Raw genomic sequence first — 20,874 nt, 5'->3', positions numbered from 1 at the left:
TTGCTTATCGACTTGTCCACAACATTCGATGATCAGGCGGTGGCCGCCCTCACGCATCCGGGCAGCTCAGAGCACGAACCGGCACTGCCGTACTAGAGGGTCAGTTTTCGGCCGTCGTTGACACCAGCCACGTGTCCCCGAGTTCGTCAAAGTGAGGAACACCGTCAAGCGGGACTTGACGGTGTTCCTCTGAACAGAGGACGTGCGGCAAGACGTCCACGCAAGCAGGACCGTCCCTCGATGGCCATTACGGCGCCTCGCCTTTGACCGAAGGTGGAGATGGGAAGGAAGCGCCGTGCCCGATCGTGCCCGATGCGGCGGTCAGCGAGGGTCAACCGGAGCCACGATGGAGCGGCCCGACTTCCCCGCTAGCTGGGCTTGGACCAGGCCAGCAACTCGGCTCTCAGCGCTGATCGATAATTCCTAAACCGTGTCGCTTTGCTGCGGTTTCCGTGACGCGAGCCAGTGCAGGTCCACCCCGAGGCAGGCCACGACTGCGGACAGGTCCCCGGTGAGGAACAGCTGGAAGTGGTACGCCGGAGAGGCGACGCCCACCTCGCCGAGCTGAAGCGGTTGATCTCCCAGGTCCCGGAGACGCTGGACAGCGTCCGGGAAGCCGAGCGTGGGAGTACCAGCGGCACGCATCCTTCGTTCCCGCCCCGCATAGACGTTCGCGAAGTGGTTGGCCGCTACGGGCGGGTGAGCGTCGAAGACCCGAAAGTTGGCGCCGGCTTGCAGCGCCTGTCGGCAATAGGAGAATGCACCCGCGTCCTCGCTAAGCAGTTGGATCAGCCGGTCCCGTTCCACAACGTGACCGTACTGCCTCTGGCCGTTCAACAGACCGAGTCTCGGGCCGTCTTCGGGCCGTGTGAGGCAGCGCGGGCCGTCGCCGGGCCGTCAGATGATGACCAGAGATGACCGCCTACGCCTGACTGCGACCGGTGTAACAGCAGGTGAAAGCCGGTCCCCGGGCCAGCGCGCTGTACAGGGACGGACGAGTCGACCTGTACGCCGGAATCTGTCTCCCGAGGTGCTGGTGCTGGGTTACGTCCCGGGCTCGTGGGCCCTCGCTGAGCAGTCAGACGACCGAGCAACCCGGCGAGTGTCGTATGTCGGGGCGGGCCGGTTATCCTGCGCGGGCTGTTTCGGGGCCTGTACTGCGTTCGGGTGCTCACGCGGCGCGCCGGCGCGGATTCATAGTAAGGACTTCGTATGAGCGAGACGTATCTGTCGGTCATCCCGACCGATGCAACGTGGCAGCCGGCGCTGGAAGCAGGGCATGCGGCGGATCGAGTGTTCGCCCGCATGGTCCCCGACACGGAGGAACTGGACGCCAAGTGGCACGAACGGATCCAGCTCGTCGAGGCCGGTTCGAACCTAGCCGAGATCCGGTGTCCGTCGTGTGCCGGGCAGGTGGACATGGACTGGTGGGACGACCTCGTGGACGCGGCGTACGAGGACGAGGAAGAGGGATGGACTGGGCTGGACGTGGCGGTGCCATGCTGCGGTGTGGTGGTCTCCCTCAATGACTTGCGTTACGACTGGCCGACGGGATTTGCCAGGTTCGAGCTGTCGGCACGAAGCCCCGACCGCGGCTGGCTGACCGAGGAGGAACTCGCTGAACTGGCCGAGACGCTTGGCCATCCGGTGCGGCAGATCATGGCCAGGATCTAGTCGTCGCGACTTGGATACAGCAGCGCAGTACAGCAACCGAGCCGACAGTAGCGGGTCGAGCTGGGCCGGACTACAGCATCTGGCCTCGCATAACACCTTGTGCGACTGAGCCCCCAATAGTTCGCATCGAGGGGATCCCACCCGCTGGCGTGACAGCGTGTAGTACGTACTTGGGGTCTGACCCCCTCCCGACCCCAACCGACTGCAAATTGAGCGCAGCGAGCACGTCCGCTCGGCTGGCTGGTCTGAGGTCAGGGTGCCCGACCGTGATCGAGAGGGAGCCCTCTTAATCCGCGGGTTCGGGGTTCGAGTCCCTGGCGGCGCCTGAAGATGCGGCACGCGAACCGCTTCAGCGACGTCGACGCTCGCTGTTGGCGTGGGTGAGTGGTGCGAGTCTTCATGCGATGCGGTGGGAAGCGCGCTCGGCGGTCGGGCAAACGGCGTTCACATGCACGTGTACGGTCGCCGACTGTAACCGCCTTGTCGCTGGTGATCCGTCCATTTAGGCTCGTGGGCAGGTTTCAGCCGTCGGGGGAGGGCGGAGATGGACGTATTCGGCACGGATCTCGACGCGGTCGATCAACAGGTCGGTGACTGGCAGAGGATGCTGGAGGACCGGGTCCGCCGTGCCGCCGACCTCGCCGCCCGGACGCGAGATCTGGTAGTGGACGCGTCCGTGCTGCGTGGCATGGTCACGGCCACCGTCGATCAGAACGGCCATCTGGTCGGGTTGAAGCTTCATGAGCGGGTGCGTGAGCTTCCGGCGGACCGCATCGCCTCAGCAGTGGTCGAGGCGACCAGGGCCGCACGTGATGCGCTCGCCATACATGTGCGGGAACTCGCGGTCGAGGTGGGTTTCGGCGATGACCGATGACCGCCATGCGGCGCCGCGCGTCGCAGCACTTCTGCCGCAGATCCGTGAACACGCACGGACTGTCGCCCGTCTCGCCGACCGGGCTGAACATGCGTATGGAGCTGCGCGGCACGTCACGCTCGACGCCGACGCGTACGGCGTGATCTGTGCGGTCCTCCCGCTCAAGCTGATGCCGCTGCAGGCCCGGATCGCGGCGGCTATGCGTGCGGCAGCCGCAGACCTGCACGGTCGTGGCGAAGCGCTGCGGACGACAGCCGTCACGTACGAGGACACTGATCTCGCCGCGTCTGCCCGGACCGAGGCGGTGGCTCACGGGCGTCCGGGGTGAGCGACGGCGGCAACGCGCTGGTCGCCGCGCGGGTCGACTCGACGACCTGGTTCTCCGGTGTCGGGATCGCCGAGTCCGTCGACATGATCGTCGCCGGGGTCGAGAACGGCTCGTGGGTCGACGGGGCGCTCGGCGGGGTCGGGACCGTCGCCGAGACGGCAGTGTGGGTGCTCGACCCGGTGGGCGCGCTGGTGACCGCAGGCTTCGGCTGGTGCGTCGAGCACGTCGAGCCGCTGTCGCGGGTGCTGGACTGGCTCGCCGGCGACCCGGACCAGGTCGCCGCCAACGCCCAGACCTGGCACAACATCGCCGTCGAGCACGCCGACATCGCCGACCTGTATGGCCGTGCCGTCGCCGGCCAGATCCAGGACTGGGATGGGCCCGCCGCGACCGCCTACCGGCAGCAGGCAAGCGAGACCCTCGACCTCCTGGCGGGGCTGACCCGGGCCGAGGAGGGCATGAAGGCGATCGTCGCCATGAGCGGCTCCGTGGTTGCGCTGGTGCGCACGCTGGTCCGGGACCTGATCGGCGAACTCGTGTCGATCCTGCTCGCGCGGCTGCCGCTGTGGACCGCCGAGGCCGTCGGCACGCTCGGCATCGCGGCGCCGTACGTCGTTGCGCAGGTGACCGCGCTGGTTGCCAAGTGGGGCGCCCGCATCACCCGACTGCTCCGAGCGCTGACCGCCAGCTTGCGCAACCTCATGCCGGCGCTGCACGGCCTCGACGAGGCCATCGAATCGATCATGGCCGTCCTCGCCCGACGCGGCGGCCTTCCGCATTTGGGCTCCTCAACTCCGGAGATCCGCTGGGGCGGGGCGGGCTACGTCGACACGCCGCAGAGTCCGCAGGCCGCGCGCCAATATGATCAGATTCGAGATCGCGCCGACGACGTCGACAACATCACCGAACTGCTTGGCGTTCCCCGCCATGTCGTGGAACGTGTCAAGCAGCACCTGTTCCTCACCACCCACGACGTGCCGGTAAAAGGCGCGATGGAACATGGCTACTTCGCCCCGATGAAGCACATCGGCGAGTGGTGGACCAAAGCGGCCGATGACACCCTGCCCTGGTCCACGGAGATCAAATTAAAGCGCCTGCTGGTCCACGAGTATGTCGAGAGCCATCTGATGGAACTCGGCATGCCCTACCGAGACCCCAGCGCCCCGCTCGACGTCGTCGACAAGACCCGTATCGGCGCCCACGACCTGGCACCGTACGAAGATGCCCTGTTCGGTATGTTCAGCCACTGGCCGTCGCTGGGCAAGACACCGCCGGACATCACCATGGCCGACGACCTGTCAAACATCGACGAGATTCTGCAAGCCGTCCTCCGGGAGATGCCATGACCGTCCTGCCCACCGCCGCCGAGTACACGGCCCGGCTGACGGCGATCGACTGGACCGAGGGCGGCTTTACCCGCACCCGATCCCGCCACCGGCTCATGGCCGAGCACCTGCGGCGCACTGCCTGGTGGGCCCGACAACTGGACTGCGCGGAATGGCCCTTCCCTGACCTGGCTGCCTGCGCCGACCCGACCGTGCGCGCCGATCCGGCTCTCGTCACGCAGATCGAACGCCTGCTCGCACTCGCGCCTGACCCGGTCCTGGAGGCCGCCGTCAACGGTCTGCACTGGTACACCCTGCGCGACCACGCGGCCGTCCCCCTGCCCGACCTCGCCGACCCGTACGAGCCGCTACTACTGTTCTTCGAACGAGGCGGAGGGTTCACCCTGATCACCGGCTATATCGACATCCACTCGGCCTACGTCGAGCGGGGAGACCTGCATCACCACCTCACGACTGATGCGTGCGTGGAGCTCGACGCGGACATCCTCGATGCACTCGACAGGCCGTGACACGCCCGATTTCCGGCATCACGCATACGAAACCGGGAGCGGTGATCACTGGTAGCGAGTTTGCCGAGCCCAGGCGATCCAGCGCGCGTCGGCTGACCATGGCGCCCGAGTGCTTCAGTAAGCGAACCGGCTTCATGCGGGTGAAGGCTTCGCCGTGCTCGTCCGTCTCGTCGACTCGACGGGTCGGACGGGCAACGGGTCGCCCGTGATCAACAGGTAGCGGTGCGCGTTCTGGTGACCACGGTGCACGGCGAAAGCCCCGCTTGACCTGTTCAAGCGGGGCTTTTTCTGTCCAAGCCCATGGGGGATCATGTTTGATGTGATCAATGCAGGTCTTGCCATGACACGCGCGGGTTCATGGTCTCCTCTATCGCTGGGCCGCCTGACGGTGGCGGGGCCACCTGGAAGGTGGTGAGTGGCTCAGCCCTCGTCCATTTGCACTTCATCATCCGTGTGCGTCGCGCAGGCTCGCCCAGCTGCCGCTCAAGTGGTCACGCTGATGTTTGGTCGAGTAGGCCGAACAGCGGAAGGCAGGCTTGTAGGCCATGCACCTGCACATACGGGCGGTTGATGGCCAGCCAATCGTCTCGGGTCAGCCGCAGCCGCTGGGAGATGCGCAGTCGGCCCTGCACCGCGTGGCGGGCGACGCCGTCGGGCTGGTAGCCGACCTTGGCCGACACGCGTAGTGACGCCGGGTTGTCCAGGTACGCCGCCGACACGAGGTCGCTCGCGCCGAGGTGCTCGAACGCGAGATGCGCCACTGCGATGCGCATGAGCGTGCCGATACCCCGACCCTGGTAGCGCAGTCCGAGCCAGCTGCCGGTGGAACACTCGGAACTGATCGCGAAGTCCTTGCCGCTGATCGTCTGCTGCCCCACGACCGTCCCGCGGTGCAGCACGGCCAGCGGCAACGACCATGCCTGCGGCGTCCACCTGCCGAGCACCGCCCAGTGGTGAGTCACCACCGACCGGGCCCGATCAGCCGGGCTCTGGTCGGTCCACGGCACGGTGAACGGCATCATGTCCGGCTCGTGTACACCGTCAGCGGCTGCGTCGGCGAGCTGCCCCAACTCCTCCGGGCTCGGCAGCCGCAGCTGCAGGTCGGCCACCTCGATCCGCAGGCCCAACAGGGGAAAATATTCGGTGATCACCGTCTCAGAGTGAGCCGCCGTTCGGCTGACCTCAACTCGTTATCTCCGGATCGCGCAGCACCTGGCGCACGACAGTACAAGACTTGGCCGAACGCCCGTCTGGTGCGTATGGCTCCGTTGGTGACCGAGGAGAAGCCCCGCGGTTGCATGTGTTCTGCCGAGTGGCTAACTTGCGCCGTCCCCCGGCATACGCCGGAAAGGAAGTAGGCGCCAGCTCCTTGATGCAGGTCGTTCGGGCGTGCGCGCGGCGCTGATTGGAGTTCAACCTGCGCATGTCGACTTCGAGTGCTGGCCCGACTCAGGTCATGGAACGTCAGCACCACTCCGGCGTATCGGCGTGACCGGCAACGGGTCTCCTGTGACCAGCAGAAACCGGTTCGCGTTCCGTTGACCACGGTGCACAGCGAAAGCCACGTCTGACCTGGTCAGACGGGGCTTCTGGCAATCCAGGGATGGCTGGGCCTGGGTGGGATCCGCTCAACGTGTTCTTGATGCGCCGTGACCTGGTGGCACGCGGCGTCAGGCGCCGCCATTTCTCGGTTTTGATCTTGCAGTCGAAGTCGTCGGCGGTCGGACTCGTGTCGGCTCGGCCTCAGGCCGCGGCTACAAACGCGGGGACAGCGCGACCATGACCGGTGCCGGACGGGTCGCCGTGGCTGTCGGTGCCATTGACAATCAGTGCTCACTTCCTTCACCCGGTGTTCGCCCTGGCCCGCGGTTGCGGTGCCGCCGCAACCGCCGCCACCCTCGACGGCATGCGCCTGGCGCTCATTACCGGGGTGGTCCAGTCCGTTGCCGTGAGCATCACTGCGCCGCTCCTCCCGGCCAGGGCGGACAGCAGCGCGGGGGACATGGAGCACGGTCACTGAGGGTGTTCGGTGAGGCTCGGTGTGCGGCGGTTCACGCTGGCGCCGGGCCCGTGGTGGGCATGACGCCTGCCGCGGTCAGCGCGTCCAGGCAGGCTCGCAGCTCGACATCGGTGTAGGCGAGGAACAGCACGGCACTGATCCTGGTGGAGCGCACCGAGCGCAGGTAGTTGGCGGCAGCGTGGATCAGTGCGGTCGCCGTCCTGGGTACGTCGCCCCCGCCCACTCCGGTGCCCAGCAGGGGGAATAGCACCCGCAGCGGTTCGTCCGGAAGATCGTCGAGGCGGCCCAGTTCGAGCAGTGTGTTGTCCACGCACTGGGCGATGCCGTCGATCGCGCGGAACCCGGTGCCAGGTTCGCCCTGCACAGCGGCGGTGTGAACGATGAGGCGCACGTCGTTGCGGCGGGCGAGGGCTCCGGCCCCCGTGATGACGGCCGATCCGGGCGCGATGGGCCGGATCGTCGAGGTCTTCTTCTCAAGCTCGTCGGCGATCGTGTCAACGGTGATGCGGCCCGCGTCGTCGCGTTCGGCGCCCTCGTAGCGGATGATGGCAGAGATCGAGAACTCCTGCGCTCGGGCCATGACCATCTCGGTGTTCTCGGGGTTCACCCAGACCTCCGCACAGCGGACGTGGCGGATGTCGCCGGTGATGATGCCCAGGTGTCGAATCGTGCCGTCTGGTGCCGTCACCGAACCGCGATGGACGACCTGTGCGGTTAAAGCTCGGCCCGTCGGCGCCTCCGGGGCGCGCGCGGCGTGGCGCGTGTGCCCACGCAACTCCACCAGCATGCTGTGCTGCGGCTTCCAGTAGCTCGGGTCGGTACTCATGCCCAGCAGACGGCCGTGTTTGATGGCGTGGTCGCGGCACCGGTTGATGATCGCGTCGACCAGTTCCCATTCCGGCGGCTCCTTGACGTCTCCCCGGAAGATCTCGTAGAGCCGGCTCCGTTTGACGGTGATCTCCGGGTATTGGAGCAGCCGCACCACAGGAAGGTCTGCTTCCGTGCGCAGGCGGCCCAGTCGCAGGCAGAAGGCACGCAGGAGGGACGCGGCCGGATCGTGGTCGCGAGGAGTCGGGGTCATGTCGTCGTTCCTCGATGTCCGGGGGCGTCCGGCGTGTGTCGCCGGACGGACGGGGTGGAGCTGGATTTCGCCGGTGCCGCGAAAGCGGTGTCCGGAATCAGGTGCTCCGACTCAGCATCGCCGAGATGCTCAGAGCTGATCAATCGGCTGGCAGGCCCACCTATCCTGGGTCGGCCAGGCCGCGCGTCAGCCTGGCGAAAGGAACGTACCCCCTCGACCGCTCATCCGTTGGCGCCTCGCCGATCGGCCCGGCACCGCCGCTGGACCGCGCCCGCAGGCGCACCCGCAAGCCCACGGGTCCCTGGCCGGTGGCCCCTTGCGCCCCGGCGAAACGGCGCAACTGCGCGCCGTATATCCGCGATCACGCAGCGAAATATTCACTTCCGTGCACCTGTGGCGGAGCCTCGGCAAAGATCCTGCCGCCTAGTGTCGGCGGCAGGGCAGCGACGGGAGCGTTCCCGCGAGGAGCCGATCTCCACCCTCTCATGACACCGACATCCCCAGCCTCGACGATGCGATGGGTCAGCTCATGGATCATGTCTCCTACGCGAAATGCCGACAGGCCGCGCGCTCGGTGCGTTACGCGGATTGCGGCGTGCAGGCGATAACGCACCTGCGCCCGCGCAGCGCGCGAGGCCTGACACGGAGTCGCGGTCCGCTGTCGCTGGTGCTCTACCGCGCTGGTCTCGAGGACCGGCTGGTTTGGCAGAGTCCGACGGCGTTCGCCGTGCTGGAGCTGCCCGGCGGGCGGCGCCCGCCCAACGTGCCGACCGGCCTCAAGCGATGGCTGCTGCGGATCGCCGACCGGCACTGGGATGTGCTGATGCTCGCCGCTCCACCGGTCCTGGCGCTGCTCGTGGCATTCGTCCTGGCCATGCTCGGGGTGTACCTCTGGATAGGACTCTGGCTGGCCGTCGGCGCCGTCGCCTACATCGCTCTAGCGATGACCGCACGGGTTTTCACCGACGGGGCCATGATGGCTCGCGTCCTCGGCCGCACGCCGCGCCCGCAGGACGAGATCGCCGCCGAGTCGCTGCCTGGCTGGAACTGGTCCGTGCCGCTGTTGCACGACGCCCGAGACCGCGCCGGCCGGGGGATGGTCGACCTGACCGTCTCCCACATGCGGCAGTTGGTCCGGCTCTACGCCCGCGGCGGGAGTCAGGAGTGGGGCGGCGAGCCCGAAGCCATCAACGTTCGCGACGTTCTGGTGTTCCAGCTTGACGGGGTCACCACCCAGGCGATGCGTTCGGTTGTGCGGGCGGTGCTGAAGTCACCGTACGGGGCGGACAGCCGAGTTTTGGTGCGGCTGCCGGACGACCCGGCGACGGGCCTGCGTAGGCCACGGCCGGACCGGGGCGGCTTCCTGCCGGTCTACCTGCTGGGCGTGGCGGTGGTGCTGCCCGTCTGCGCGATGGTGGTGATGGGAGAGGAGCAGCGGCTGTGCGCCGCCACGACCTGCGTGGGTCGGCCCGCGGACTTCGGCTCGGCGGTGCACTGGCTTGCCTGGCAGTTGGCGTTTCGCGACCCGCCCGGGCTGTCCGCGCAGGCCATGCCGTCGCTGGTGCTCGGCTGGCTGATGAGTGCGCTGGGGTTGATGACCCTGGTCGTGGCGTTCGTATCGGCCAGCGCCGTCGTCGGGGCGCAACGTGTCTCACACGACACCTTCGATAAGACAAGAGGAGAGCACTTGAACCACTCACGTGTACTGCTGCTCACCGTGACCGACACCGAGCTCGCGGCAGTGCTCGATACGGTCCGCACCGCCAATGGGCAGGAGCCCCAACCGCGTTTCGAGGGCAACCATGTGATCTTCGAGGCCGGCACAGTGAGCAAGGCAAGGATTGGCGTGGTCCAGGCTCCCCGCCAGGGCGCCACCGACACCATCCTGGCCGCGGCCGAGACCATCCGCCGCTGGCAGCCCGATTACGTGATCATGGTCGGAATCTGCTACGGCCTCGGCGATGCCTGGACCCCGCCGCAGCGGCTCGGTGACGTGCTCATCTCGGCGACCGTGCACGATCTGGACCGCAAGGTCGTGTTCGACGAACGTGAGGAGCCGCAGGGAGCGCGGGTGCCGGCGCCCTCCGTCATGGTCACACGGCTGAAGGCGGCCAGGTACAACTGGCCCGAGTCGGCCGACGGGGACGTGCAGGTCTTCTCTGGACTCATGCTGGCCTCCGGCGTACTGGTCAGCTCGAAGGAGTACCGCGCCAGGCTCATCGCTGAGAACAGCCGTGCCATCGGCGGGGAGATGGAGGGTCACGGCCTCTACGCCGCGGCGTCCGAGGCGGGCGTTCCGTGGATCGTGGTCAAGGCGATCTCCGACTGGGGCATGGCCCGCGACACCCACTACGAACCGGCCCTGGCAGCCCGCAACGCGGCATCGCTGGTGGTGCACGCGTTGAGCATCGCCGCCTTCGATGTCACCGACCGGCAGTGAGTAGAGCGGACAGGGGGCGGCGATGACGGCATGGAGCAGCGCCGGCCGGCGCGGGTGGACCGGCCCGCCGGCGCGGCCGATCAGGTACGGCCTGTGGCAGCGCTGGGCCGACCGCCGCAACGGGCGCCGGGACGCCAGCAAGGGAATCCCGGAGGTCGTGGTGGACGAGAAGGCGCAGATTGACGCCGAGTCGACGCTGCCCGGCGCCGACCGCTACGAACTGGTGCCCGCTTCGGCGGCGGCGATGACACCACCTGCACCGGTGAACACGGCATACATCGGAATGCTGGCCGGAATCTTCAAACAGCAGGCCGAAGAGGAGCGGATCGGATACCGCGAGCGCCGAGGACCCCTGGACAGTGCACGCCAGGCCAAGGAGAAGCAGCTGGCCGAGCTGTCCGAGCTGCTGGCGGAGCACCGCCGGCAGCTCGGCGCGGCCGGTGAGCCGCTCGACGAGGCCGGCCGGCGGGTTCGGCGCGCGGTCGAGATCGCCAACGACCGGCCCGAGTACCTGTCGCGCCGCCGCCGCCTCAGCGACCACGCCCGCGAGCTGGCAAAGGCCGAGCAACGCTACCTCCGGACCTTGACGGCCTGCCAAAAGCTAGCCGCAGAGATCGTCGACCTGCACGCGCAGATCCTCGCTGAGCGTCACGTCGCGGTGGCTCGGGTCAGGCGCGCGTGCGCGCACGCCGAACGGCGGATCGCCGGCTACTGGAGATACCTGGTGCTCCACCATCAGCAAGGCCCCGCCCTGAACACTCAGTTGCGTCCGGCCGGACCGCAGCTGCCCTCGTGGCTCGACTTCGACGACGCGGACCTGGAGGTGAACCCGTGAAGTGGTTCTGGCAACGGGACGATAAGCCCGTCCCCGACCAGCCGTTTCGGCCTGACCCGCTCGACCCCGCACCGATGCGCCGGCTGCTGGAGAAGGCGGTGGATGAGCTGCTGCCCGCAGCCGTCGACGAGGCGACGCCGGACGTCCTGGACGGCTTGGTCGACCGGTATACCGAGGTCCAGCTCGCCCGGCTGATCAAGGCCTGGGCGGAGTACCAGCACGAACTAATGCCGGACCTCGTCGACGCGCATGCCGAACTCGCCTACGAGCAGGTGATGTACGAAGCCGACGAGCGTGACCTGCTCGAACTCCGGCTCGCCCGAGAGGCGGCGCATGCCCGCCTGCGCGGCCGCGACGATATCCCCCGACACACCGAGGAGTGAACGTGTCGCAGCAGCCCACCGTCGACGGCCACACCGAGCCGCCGACCTACCAGCCGGCCCAGGCGCCACCGTCCGTGCAGCTCATGCCCCGGGCGGAGAGCGATCCTACGGTTGGGGAACCCGCTCGAACCGACTTCGTCGACCCCGCTCTGGTCGCCGGCCGGCCGATCGGCATCTGGGTGTATGCCGTCGCACTCGGCCTGGCCGCGCTGGCCGACCTCGTCAACTTCCTGCAGATCATCCAGTTCGTGATGCCGACTCAGGAATTGTGGGTGCACTACGCCGCAGTGGTCGGCTTCACCGCGTGCGTGATCTTCCTAGCGCACTTCACCGGCGTGATCCTGCGCTCGCTGAAGGCCGGCGAGACCTGGCTGCCCGGATACTTCGCCGGACTGGCGGTGGCCGTCTACCTAGCGCTGGGCGGGGCGGGACTCTACCTGCGCCTGACCCACCACGATCCATCGGTCGACTCCGGGCCGGTCGAGGTCATGGGCCAGGCGGATGCACAGGCCGCGACCACACCCGAGCCCACCCCCACCTTGGGGGCCTCGTTGCTGTTCCTGAGCCTCTACCTTGGCACGGGGCTTGTCGCCATGCTCGGCGCGTACGCCACCCACAATCCGGCCCGGTCGGCTTTCGCCAAGGCGCGGCGTGAGCACATCGCCGCCGTCACCGCCCTGGCCGAGTCCGCCGAGACACTGGCCGAGAAGCGGGCCGAGCTGGAGTTGCTCCAGCGGCGCAGCGCCATCGCCGACGTCATCCGCTGGGCCGAGGAGGTCGAGCGGCGAAACGTCGGCGAGGAGCTCAAGGAACTGGTCCGGGCCCGGATCGCGCAGAGCGCGCAGGATGCCGCGCTCACCGAGGTCTACCTGCCCCGCAAGTGATGAGCCAGCAACCGGCCCACCTTCTTTCGTCGAGGAGCGTCCATCGTGTCACGTCGTAAGCGCCGTTCCCGCCGCCGCGGTGGCCGCCCCGCCGTCTGGCCGTGGCTGGCCGTGGCCGTCATCGCGCTGCTCGCCGGCGGTGGCGGCTACCTGTACCTGGACCGCGACGCGGCTGTCGTCGATTCGTCGGACTGCCCGAAGGCACCGGGACCGGTGACCTTCGCGCTGGGCGCGCGGGCCAACATGCCGGCGCCCACCCTGCCCGACACCCTATCGGACCTGGTCGCCGCCGCGGTCGACGCCGAGCGGCCCGTCGTGGTCTACCGCGTCGACGGCCAGCCGTCGGTTGCCATCCGGGAACACTTCACCACCACCATCAAGGCGCCTGCGGCGCGCAAGGCGGCTGTCGACGCCTTCACCGATGAACTGCTGACGGCCATCGCGGGGATACGATCCCGGCAGGACGAGGCCGACCCGCTGGAGGCGCTGCACAAGGCCGCCCGGGACACCCCTCGCGGCGGTACCGTGGTGCTGTTCGACTCGGGTCTGCAGACCGCGGCGCCGCTCGACTTCCGAGCCGAGGGCATGCTGGCCGCCGACCCGGACGACGTCGTCGCCGCGCTCGGCGAGGATGCCATACCCGACCTGACCGGCCGCCGCCTGATCCTGATGGGGCTAGGGGACACCGCCGCCCCGCAGGATCAGCTCAGTCCTGCCGTGCGCGCCAACGTGACCGACATCTGGCAGGCCGTCGCCGCTGCCGGTGGAGCCGCCTGCGTACAGACGCTGCCCGACCCGCCCGAACGCGACCGGACGCTGACGGACGTGAAGCCGGTAAGCGAGATCGCGGTGCCGAAAGAGAAGCCCCTGGTGCTGTGCGGCGAGGTTCGACTGACCGACGGCGGCGATGTCGGCTTCCACCCGCGGACCGCCGACCTGCGAGACCCGGCGGCCGCCCGGAAGATCCTGAAGGGCTACGCGGAGGAGTTCCTCGGCATGCCCGGCGAGCCGAAGATGGAGATCGTCGGTACGACCGCCCGCTGGAGCACTCGCGCCGACCAGGAGGACATGAGCAGGCGGCGGGCCGACGTCGTCCGGGACATCCTGGTCTCCTTCGGCGTGCTGGCCGGGTCCATCACCACGAAGGGTGTCGGCTCCTATTCGGATTACTACCGGGACGACAACGGGCCGGAAGGGCCGCTGGAGCCCGCGGCGGCAGCCTTCAACCGTTCGGTGATCATCCGTACGATCTGCCAGAAGAACGGCTGACCGGTGAAAACGATCCTCTACGGCCCCTTCGCCCGCTTCGCCGACTGGTACCACGGCTGGCGCGACGGTATGGCGGGCCTGCCCGAGAAACCCGCCGGGCGGGCCCACCAGACCGCCACCACCCCGCACCGTGAATTCCTCATCCGTATGGCGCAGGATGCGTTCGAGCATGAGCGCTTGACCCTGGAAGAAGCCAGGCTCACGGCCGGGCGCAGCAGCGCCGCCGCCCGGGTCCGGATGTTGCGCGCGGAGGAGGATGTGCACCGCGCCGATGAGGCCCTTACCGCGGGGTCGGCGCCGCTCACCGAGGCCGAGGCGACCGAGCGTCGAGCCGTCGAATTAGGCCGGTCTGCGGCGTTCGTGCGGGCCCGCCGTGAGCGCGACCGGCAGCAGCGCATCCACCGGCTGGAGCGCAAGCTGCACCGGGCGCGGAAAGCCCGGGACAACGCGGCCGCGGCCTCAGCGGCGGCAGACCACGAGGCGCTGCGGCACGACGTGGTGGCGCGGACCAGGGTCATCCGCATCCAAGAGCACGCCCAGCGCCGCATCGCCGCCTACCGCCGCCGACTGGCTCGCTCTCACCGCGACGGTCCATGGGTGAATCGCGTGCTCGGGGTGCTCGAGCCGCACATTCCAGGGTGGGCGAACACCGGGATGGGCAATGAGCTCGAAGGCGCTCCGGACGAGATTTGGCGGGGTGGGTCGGGGACCACTGAACCGGAGCCGATCGACTGGACCAAGCCGGTCATCTCACTCGGCGCCGTGACCGTGTTCGGCTCTGAGCATGCCCCTGATGTCGAGCGGGTCGACTTCTATTACGCCGAACCGCGTCACTTCGCGCTGGAACGGGTGGGGGCCAAGCTCCGGCTAAACGTATTCGCCGGGTCACACGGGCCCTGGATCGACCAGCAGCAGGTGGTGCGGGCCTGGCTGGCACCCGGCGACCACTTCGACTTCGGCGGCTATCGCTACCGGATCTCGGCCGACGGCGCGAACCTCGAACGGTTCATCGAGGGCGAGGCGAAGCTCGTGGTATGCGGCGTGTCCGCGCGTACGGGCGTCGTCGACCGGCTGACGGACATGAACCTCGTGCAACGTGAGCGCACCGTGCTGGCCATCCTTGGGCCGTCCGGCGCCGGCAAGACATCGCTGTTTCACGCGCTCATGAAGGAGCTGGCCATCTCCGCCGGCGAGCTTTACTACGGCCGCTTCGACATGCGGGAGCAGGGTGATCAGCTACGGGAGAAGCTGGGGTTCGTGCCGCAGGACGACCACCTGCACCGCACGCTCACTGTGGCCAAGCTGCTGCGGTACTCCGACCGCCTCCGCCGGCCCAAGGCCTCCGAGCGGGACCGGGACGAGCGGATTCGCAAGGTGTGCGAGGAGTTGGAAATCGCACACCGGATGCAGCAGAAAGTCGGCACGCTGTCGGGCGGGCAACGCAAGCGTGTCTCGATTGCGCTTGAGAAGCTGGCCGAACCGGAACTGCTCATGCTCGACGAGCCCACCTCCGGCCTGGACGCGGGCATGGACCGTGCCGTCATGGGCATGCTCGAGGCCTACGCGGTCGAGAAACCGGGCCGAGTGGTCATCGTCATTACTCACACCACCCAGTACCTGAATCACGCCCAGCAGTTGCTGGTGCTGGCCACGGGTGGGCGTCCGGTCTACTCCGGGCCGCCGGACCAGTTGATGAACACCCTGCCCGTCGACAACTATGCCGACCTGATGCGGTTGCTGGCCGACGATGCGCGTGAAGGTGAAGTCGCGCTCCTGGCCGAGAGCTACGCCAAGGGCGCGCCCGGCGACCTGGCCCGCCATGAAGCCCGACAGCTCAGGGACGAGCCGCACCCCTCGTCGGCGCACCGGCTTGCACAGCGTTTCGGACCGCTCAAGCGCCTACCTCGACAGCTTCCGGTCCTGATCCAACGTCAGGTCGCCCTGGTGCTGGCGCGCGGCTCGGACAAGAACCGCGGCGAGCGCAATGGGCGCAACCCGTTGCTGGTGGTGCTGTCGGCCCTGCTGCCGCTGCTCGTGGCGGCCATGCCGCTGCTGGTAGCGGTCGGCGGCGCGGTCGTCGCGGCGCTTGTGGCCAAGGACGAAGGGCTGGGGCCGGGCCGCTCCGCGCTTGGCACGCTCAGCCTGTTGATCACGCTGTGCATGCTCGCCGGGCAGGCCCTCACCTACAGCGACATCGTGTCGGAGTTCCATGTAATCAAACGGGAGCACCGCACCGGCGCAGTGACCGCTGCGGTCGTGGTGTCCAAGTGGCTGGTCTTCGCCGTGACTGCGATCATCCAGGCGGCCGTCATCACCGCCATCTTCGTGGCCCTCAAACCCGGCCCGGCCAAGGGACATGTATTCGATCCGAACATGGAACTGTTTGTGAACCTCGCTGCGATGACTGTCGCGGCGATGACCCTAGGCATGCTCATCTCGGTTCTGGCGACGAAGGTCGAGCAGGCCGTGAACTGGAATACCTTCATCGCGATCGGGCAGATCGCGCTCAATGGGGCGGCAGCCGACCTCTCCGACGGCGGGGCGGGGTCGATCATCTCGTACCTCCTGCCCACCCGGTGGGGACTGGCCGCCGCCGCGTCGTCTCTGGACCTGCGCGGGGGCAGCCCCGGCTCGCCCCCTGACGCGCTGTGGCGGCACACCACGGGCCAGTGGCACCTGGATCTGATCTGGCTGGGCGGGCTGACCGCCGCGTTCTTCGTGCTGACCATCGTGCGTCTCAGCCGGCGGCTCAACCGGCCCGACTGACGTCGGGATTGTCCCAGCGGCCCAGCCGAGGGGACTCGTCGGAGCCGGGGTCAACGTTGTGCCGGAGTAGGCCGGTCTGAGTGACCCTACTGGGAAAGCGTGGCCATGGGGGTGGGCGGGAGTCCTCGGCGATGCTCGGGGCTCGTCGACTGCCGTGCCCCACCCCCCATCGCCACGCCGGTCAGGAGGCGACCAGCCCGTCGATCTGGTTGATCGCCCCCGTGGCACCCTCGACCATGCCCATGTCCAGCACCTGCTGCAGCGCCTCGGCGGTCTCGTACGTGCTCGTGTAGACCGCGCGCGTGCCGCCGTCGTGCTCGGTGAAGGTGTAGGTGTTCTTCGAGACCGGCAGGTCCGGCACGGGCTTGAAGTCGAGGTCGGCGAACCCGTCGTCGAAGGCGAGGCTCCGGGGCGCGTCCACGGCCGTGACCAGCCAGTACCCAGCGTGCTTGTCGCCCTCCGGTCCGGTCATGAGGTAGGTGACGCGCCCGCCGGGCGTGAGGTCGTGCTCGACGACTGTCGCCGGGTACGTCGGCGGTCCCCACACCTTCTCCAGTTGCCGCGGGTCGGCGTACACCTGCCAGATCCGCGCGACGGGCGCGGCGAAGTCCGCGGTGATGGTCAGGCTCAGCTTGTCGAGGTCGTGCTGTACGTCGGTGACAGGCATCGTTCAGTCCTCCTGGTCGAGTTCGGTGGCGATCAGTGCGTCGACGCGCGCGATGTGCCCGCGCCACACCTGTTCGAGCTCGGTGAGCATGGACGTCACCGACCGCACCGCCGTCACGTCGCCGCTGGCCAGCTGCTCGCGACCGCTGCGTCGCTTGGTCACCAGCCCCGCCTTCTCCAGCACGGCGACGTGCTTCTGTACCGCCGCGAAGCTCATGTCGTACTTCGCCGCGAGTGCCGATACGGAGTGCTCCCCGGCCAGCACCCGGCGCAGGATGTCGCGCCGCGTCCGGTCGGCCAGCGCCTGGAACAGCGCGTCCAGCCGCTCGTCGCTCTCCTCGGTCACACTCCAAACATACAACCATTCGGTTGTACGTTGTCAAGCGCCGCCACGCCGACCGACCCGAACCATCGGCGTCCTCGCACAGGGAAAGATCGCTCTCTCGTGTCACAACGTGAGGTCAGGCTGCACATCGGGACACCGAACGGCGATCTTCGCGGGCGGCCTGATCGGCGTGGCCCAGGTGGCCGCGCACCTGGTCGAGGCCCTGGTCGCCGCGGTCGTGCTCGGCGCGATCTCCTCGGTGCTCCTGGTCGTGGCGGTGCGCGCCCGCCGCCGCGAACGCGCGGCGGCCGCCGACCCGCTCGCGGCGGTGGTGCAGCGCTGACGCGCCCGAGGTCTGGGCACCGTCGCATCGGCGGTCGCCACGGCCCGGCCGGGCGGTCCGTCAGGGTCCGGTGTGGATTGCCGAGACCGGAGGGCCGCATGGAGCAGGAGGAGCCGCAGCTCGTCGACGTCGTCGGCTACACGGCCGCGTGGGTCGAGCTGCTGCCGGAGCAGGAGCGGGCTCCCTGGCGGCTGACCCTCAGCTGGCTGCTGGAATGCCGGTACGAGATGGACGGCGATCCCGCCGACCTGGAGGCGGCGATCGCCGAGTTCGCCCGCCTGCCCGTGGACACGCCCGGCCGCGCGAAGCTGGCCGCCGTGCTGCTGGCGGATCTGGTCGACACGCTGCGCCCGGAGCACGAGCCGTCGGTGACCCTGGCGATGTCGCTGGCCGAGGTGGTCCGGGCGGACCCCGCGCCGCTGCCGGGCAGCCTCGAAGCCTGTGCCGTGGTTCGCGCGATGGACCTCACCGTCGCCGGTCAGCACGGCCGCCCCGGGTTCAGCCCGCAGGCGGCGCTGGCCGAGCTGGACGAGCTGGCCGCGGTGGTGGGCGACCTGGAGCCACACCGTTTCATCGTCGACTCGACCAGGCTCGCGATGAACCACGTGCTCAGCCGCACGTCCGGCGACCATGCGCTGGCGGATCGCCTGGTGGCCGACATGGCGAGGGTGCGCGACGGGCTGCCGGCCGGCTCGTCGCAGGCCGCGGACTTCGACTTCATGACCCGGCTCCTGGACGTGTACGCGCGCACCACCCGCGACGACGTGCCCGGCGCGATCAGGGCCCTCGACGAGCTGATCGCGATGAAGGACCGGCTGGCCGCCGACGATCCGATGCGGACCCAGCTCGACGACGTCCGTACGGCGCTGGCGCCGCTGCTCGGGCTGATGGGGGACGGCGACGGCACCGCTGGGCGGCCGGCCGGTGCCGAGTACGGACCCGACGCGCTCGCCGCGCTGCGCAGGCTCGCCGACGCGCCGGGACTGGGGCCCTTCGAACGGGCGTTGCGTCTGGGCACCTCGGCCCTCGCGAAGGCGGGTGCCGCAGCGGTGGACCCCGCGCTGCTCGACGAGGCCGTCGCGGAGCTGACCGCGGCGGTCGAGCTGTCGCCCGAGCACGATGTACGCGGCCCGTTCTACCGTTTCCAGCTCGGCCACACCCGGCTGCTGCGCTACGACGCGAGCGGGCAGCCGAGCGACCTCGTGGCGGGCATCGCGGAGCTGGAGCGGGCACGAGCGGCGATGGGCACGTCCGTGCACCGGCACTGGACGCTGGCGAGCATGCAACTGGCGCGCGCGTACCGTGCGGCGGGCCGTGATGCGCAGGCGCGCGACACCGCGCTCGGTGGGCTGCGCGGTCACGCCTGGGGCGTACTGCTGCAGGCCGATCCTTCGGCGGCCGAGGCCGCCGCCCGCAGCGCCGCGAACGACGCGATCGCCACCGCCCGCTGGTGTGCCGCCGACGGGTTGCCCGAGCCGGCCGCCCGTGCCCTGGACATGGGGCGCGGCCTCATCCTGCACGCGGCGACGGAGCGCCGGGCGATCCCGGAGCGGCTGGCGGAGCTGGGGCAGCCGGAGCTGGTGGAGCGGTGGCGGCAGGCCGTGGCGGAGGCCGGAGCAGAGGCGGCCCCGGTGCGGCTGCGCCACCACGTGATGAGCGTGCTCGCGGGCATCCCGGTGGACGCCGACGGTGCCGTCCTGGACAGCCCGGCGGCCGCGTCGGCCCGGCTGCTGGACCCGCCCGACACGCACGAGATCCGGGCCGCGCTGCGCGCGCTGGGCATGGACGCCCTGGTGTACCTGGTGCCGGGCGGCGCCGGCGACGGGTTCGCGGTGGTGCTCCCGGCGGACGAGCCCGCCGTGACGCTGGCGCTGCCCGGCTTGACGGCGGTGCCGGCCGGGTTCGCCTCCGGCCGGACCCGGGACCTGGCGCGGGAGCCGGGGCGCGAGATGGTGGCGCGGGGACGGCTCGGTCTGGACGACGTGTGCGACTGGGCGTGGCAGGCGGCGATCGGCCCGCTGCTGGAGCACGGCCTGCCCGCGGTTGGTGCGGGCGGGGGCCCGCCGCGGGTGGTGCTGATCCCGATGCGCGAGCTGACGGCGGTGCCGTGGCACGCCGCCCGCCGGACCGTCGCCGGGGAGCACCGGTACGCGCTGGAGCAGGCGGTGTTCTCGTACGCCCCGTCGGCGCGGCTGCTCTGCGACGCGGCGTGGGCGCCCGACGTCCCGCTCGACGACACCGCGCTGGTGCTGGGCGACCCGGCGACGACCACGGCGGCGGACCTGCCCGCGGCCCGCGCCGAGGCGCTGGCGGTGCACGAGGCCTTCTACGGCCGGGGCGTGTACCTGGGGCGGACCGCCACCGGGCAGCCGGCGCCCGCCGGTGCCGGCACCCGGCGTGAGGTGCTGGACCGGCTGCTCGACGGCACCGCCGGCACGGTGCTGCACCTGGCCTGCCACGGGGTGACCGGGCAGGGCGACGGCGGGCGCGCGGGCGCGGGGGAGTCGTCGTACCTGGCGCTGGCGGGCGGGGACCGGCTGTCCGCGGAGGAGCTGGTCGGGGCGCTCGCCGCGCGGGCGCCCGGCCCGGTCGGGCTGTCCGTGCTCGCGGCCTGCAACAGCAGCGTCTCCGGCCGCGGCCTGGACGAGGCGTTCAGCCTCGCGACGGCGCTGCTGGCCGGGGGCTCCCGGACGGTGGTCGGCACGCTGTGGAGCGTGCCCGACGCGCCGACCTCGGCGCTGATGTTCATGTTCCACCACTACCTGCGGCGCGAGGGCGGCCGCCCGCTGGACGCGCTGCACCGCGCCCAGCTGTGGATGATCGCCAAGGACCGGAAGATCCCCGAGGGGATGCCGGAGTCGCTGCGCACCGCCGTCGAGGGGCGGCGGGCCGCGATCGACGCATGGGCGGGCTTCGTCCACACCGGTCGCTAGGCACACGTCCGGTCCGCAGCGACGGCGACCGGTGGCCACGCCGGTCGCCGCGCCCCGCCGGTCGGGGTCGCCCGGTCGGCGCCGCGGCCCGTCGGTCGCCGTCGACCCGCCCCGCCGGCCGCCCGCCCGCCGTCGCCCCGCCCCCGCCGTATCGACCTGCCCAAACGAGCCGGGCAAGATTTTCCGTCCGGCCCCGAT

The 20,874-nt window shown here is 69.6% G+C and carries 18 protein-coding genes; 13 read left to right on the top strand and 5 right to left on the bottom strand.

The annotated features are described in order from the left end of the window. Nucleotides 1-423: 423 nt before the first annotated feature. Nucleotides 424-807 (bottom strand): hypothetical protein, encoded by a 384-nt coding sequence (locus tag AB0J67_RS13420; protein ID WP_363480909.1) that lies wholly within the window; start codon nt 805-807, stop codon nt 424-426. 405 nt (nt 808-1,212) lie between these two features. Between AB0J67_RS13420 and AB0J67_RS13415 the strand changes: the two genes are divergently transcribed. The 5 genes from AB0J67_RS13415 (at nt 1,213) to AB0J67_RS13395 (ending at nt 4,731) form a co-directional block, all read left to right on the top strand. Next, complete coding sequence (locus AB0J67_RS13415; protein ID WP_363480906.1) at nt 1,213-1,674, top strand: hypothetical protein; 462 nt, start codon at nt 1,213-1,215, stop codon at nt 1,672-1,674. A gap of 544 nt (nt 1,675-2,218) precedes the next feature. Next, on the top strand, nt 2,219-2,548 hold the full coding sequence (locus AB0J67_RS13410; protein ID WP_363480904.1) for a YbaB/EbfC family nucleoid-associated protein: 330 nt from the start codon (nt 2,219-2,221) through the stop codon (nt 2,546-2,548). Beyond that, nucleotides 2,538-2,876, top strand: a complete 339-nt coding sequence (locus AB0J67_RS13405) for a type VII secretion target (protein WP_363480901.1) — start codon at nt 2,538-2,540, stop codon at nt 2,874-2,876. Before AB0J67_RS13410 ends, AB0J67_RS13405 begins: the two co-directional genes overlap by 11 nt. Beyond that, a complete protein-coding gene (locus tag AB0J67_RS13400) occupies nt 2,873-4,222 on the top strand; it encodes a hypothetical protein (RefSeq protein ID WP_363480898.1) in 1,350 nt (449 codons plus the stop codon). The genes AB0J67_RS13405 and AB0J67_RS13400 overlap by 4 nt, the downstream gene beginning before the upstream one ends. Further along, nucleotides 4,219-4,731 carry a hypothetical protein gene (locus AB0J67_RS13395; RefSeq protein WP_363480895.1) on the top strand — a complete coding sequence of 171 codons (513 nt, stop codon included), beginning with the start codon at nt 4,219-4,221 and terminating at the stop codon, nt 4,729-4,731. Before AB0J67_RS13400 ends, AB0J67_RS13395 begins: the two co-directional genes overlap by 4 nt. A 491-nt stretch (nt 4,732-5,222) precedes the next feature. Here AB0J67_RS13395 and AB0J67_RS13390 read toward each other — a convergent pair whose 3' ends face one another. After that, complete coding sequence (locus tag AB0J67_RS13390; protein WP_363480892.1) at nt 5,223-5,882, bottom strand: GNAT family N-acetyltransferase; 660 nt, start codon at nt 5,880-5,882, stop codon at nt 5,223-5,225. A gap of 900 nt (nt 5,883-6,782) precedes the next feature. Continuing rightward, on the bottom strand, nt 6,783-7,832 hold the full coding sequence (locus AB0J67_RS13385) for a macro domain-containing protein (protein WP_363480890.1): 1,050 nt from the start codon (nt 7,830-7,832) through the stop codon (nt 6,783-6,785). A gap of 517 nt (nt 7,833-8,349) precedes the next feature. Between AB0J67_RS13385 and AB0J67_RS13380 the strand changes: the two genes are divergently transcribed. The 6 genes from AB0J67_RS13380 (at nt 8,350) to AB0J67_RS13355 (ending at nt 16,409) form a co-directional block, all read left to right on the top strand. Further along, the gene (locus AB0J67_RS13380; RefSeq protein ID WP_363480887.1) at nt 8,350-10,272 is read left to right on the top strand and encodes a hypothetical protein; all 1,923 of its coding nucleotides are present in this window, start codon (nt 8,350-8,352) and stop codon (nt 10,270-10,272) included. Nucleotides 10,273-10,294: 22 nt separating this feature from the next. Then, nucleotides 10,295-11,107 carry a hypothetical protein gene (locus AB0J67_RS13375; RefSeq protein ID WP_363480884.1) on the top strand — a complete coding sequence of 271 codons (813 nt, stop codon included), beginning with the start codon at nt 10,295-10,297 and terminating at the stop codon, nt 11,105-11,107. Further along, nucleotides 11,104-11,490 carry a hypothetical protein gene (locus tag AB0J67_RS13370; RefSeq protein ID WP_363480881.1) on the top strand — a complete coding sequence of 129 codons (387 nt, stop codon included), beginning with the start codon at nt 11,104-11,106 and terminating at the stop codon, nt 11,488-11,490. The genes AB0J67_RS13375 and AB0J67_RS13370 overlap by 4 nt, the downstream gene beginning before the upstream one ends. Nucleotides 11,491-11,492: 2 nt before the next feature. Beyond that, nucleotides 11,493-12,374 carry a hypothetical protein gene (locus tag AB0J67_RS13365; RefSeq protein WP_363480878.1) on the top strand — a complete coding sequence of 294 codons (882 nt, stop codon included), beginning with the start codon at nt 11,493-11,495 and terminating at the stop codon, nt 12,372-12,374. Between the two features lie 111 nt (nt 12,375-12,485). Further along, nucleotides 12,486-13,643 (top strand): OmpA family protein, encoded by a 1,158-nt coding sequence (locus tag AB0J67_RS13360; protein WP_363480875.1) that lies wholly within the window; start codon nt 12,486-12,488, stop codon nt 13,641-13,643. A 3-nt stretch (nt 13,644-13,646) separates the two neighbouring features. Next, nucleotides 13,647-16,409 carry an ATP-binding cassette domain-containing protein gene (locus tag AB0J67_RS13355; RefSeq protein WP_363480872.1) on the top strand — a complete coding sequence of 921 codons (2,763 nt, stop codon included), beginning with the start codon at nt 13,647-13,649 and terminating at the stop codon, nt 16,407-16,409. A gap of 181 nt (nt 16,410-16,590) precedes the next feature. On the opposite strand, the gene AB0J67_RS13350 is transcribed toward AB0J67_RS13355, so the two are convergent. Further along, nucleotides 16,591-17,076: an SRPBCC domain-containing protein gene (locus tag AB0J67_RS13350; protein ID WP_363480869.1), complete on the bottom strand. Its 486-nt coding sequence runs from the start codon at nt 17,074-17,076 to the stop codon at nt 16,591-16,593. 3 nt (nt 17,077-17,079) lie between these two features. After that, nucleotides 17,080-17,421, bottom strand: coding sequence for a metalloregulator ArsR/SmtB family transcription factor (locus AB0J67_RS13345; protein WP_363480866.1), 342 nt, complete (start codon nt 17,419-17,421; stop codon nt 17,080-17,082). 169 nt (nt 17,422-17,590) lie between these two features. Here AB0J67_RS13345 and AB0J67_RS13340 point away from each other — a divergent pair, with 169 nt between their 5' ends. Continuing rightward, complete coding sequence (locus AB0J67_RS13340; protein ID WP_363480863.1) at nt 17,591-17,743, top strand: hypothetical protein; 153 nt, start codon at nt 17,591-17,593, stop codon at nt 17,741-17,743. Between the two features lie 98 nt (nt 17,744-17,841). Continuing rightward, complete coding sequence (locus AB0J67_RS13335; protein WP_363480860.1) at nt 17,842-20,676, top strand: CHAT domain-containing protein; 2,835 nt, start codon at nt 17,842-17,844, stop codon at nt 20,674-20,676. The last annotated feature ends 198 nt before the right edge of the window (nt 20,677-20,874 follow it).

Origin of the sequence: Catellatospora sp. NPDC049609, from assembly GCF_040675365.1 — a bacterium.
In the GTDB taxonomy this organism is placed as follows: Bacteria; Actinomycetota; Actinomycetes; order Mycobacteriales; family Micromonosporaceae; genus Catellatospora.
Note: the sequence above shows the minus strand (reverse complement) of the source record. Positions and strands in the feature narration are given on the sequence as shown.

Coding starts and splice junctions, on each gene's coding strand:
- AB0J67_RS13415 (WP_363480906.1), top strand. CDS start 1,213: ATGAGCGAGACGTATCTGTCGGTCATCCCGACCGATGCAACGTGGCAG.
- AB0J67_RS13410 (WP_363480904.1), top strand. CDS start 2,219: ATGGACGTATTCGGCACGGATCTCGACGCGGTCGATCAACAGGTCGGT.
- AB0J67_RS13405 (WP_363480901.1), top strand. CDS start 2,538: ATGACCGATGACCGCCATGCGGCGCCGCGCGTCGCAGCACTTCTGCCG.
- AB0J67_RS13395 (WP_363480895.1), top strand. CDS start 4,219: ATGACCGTCCTGCCCACCGCCGCCGAGTACACGGCCCGGCTGACGGCG.
- AB0J67_RS13385 (WP_363480890.1), bottom strand. CDS start 7,832: ATGACCCCGACTCCTCGCGACCACGATCCGGCCGCGTCCCTCCTGCGT.
- AB0J67_RS13380 (WP_363480887.1), top strand. CDS start 8,350: ATGGGTCAGCTCATGGATCATGTCTCCTACGCGAAATGCCGACAGGCC.
- AB0J67_RS13375 (WP_363480884.1), top strand. CDS start 10,295: ATGACGGCATGGAGCAGCGCCGGCCGGCGCGGGTGGACCGGCCCGCCG.
- AB0J67_RS13350 (WP_363480869.1), bottom strand. CDS start 17,076: ATGCCTGTCACCGACGTACAGCACGACCTCGACAAGCTGAGCCTGACC.
- AB0J67_RS13335 (WP_363480860.1), top strand. CDS start 17,842: ATGGAGCAGGAGGAGCCGCAGCTCGTCGACGTCGTCGGCTACACGGCC.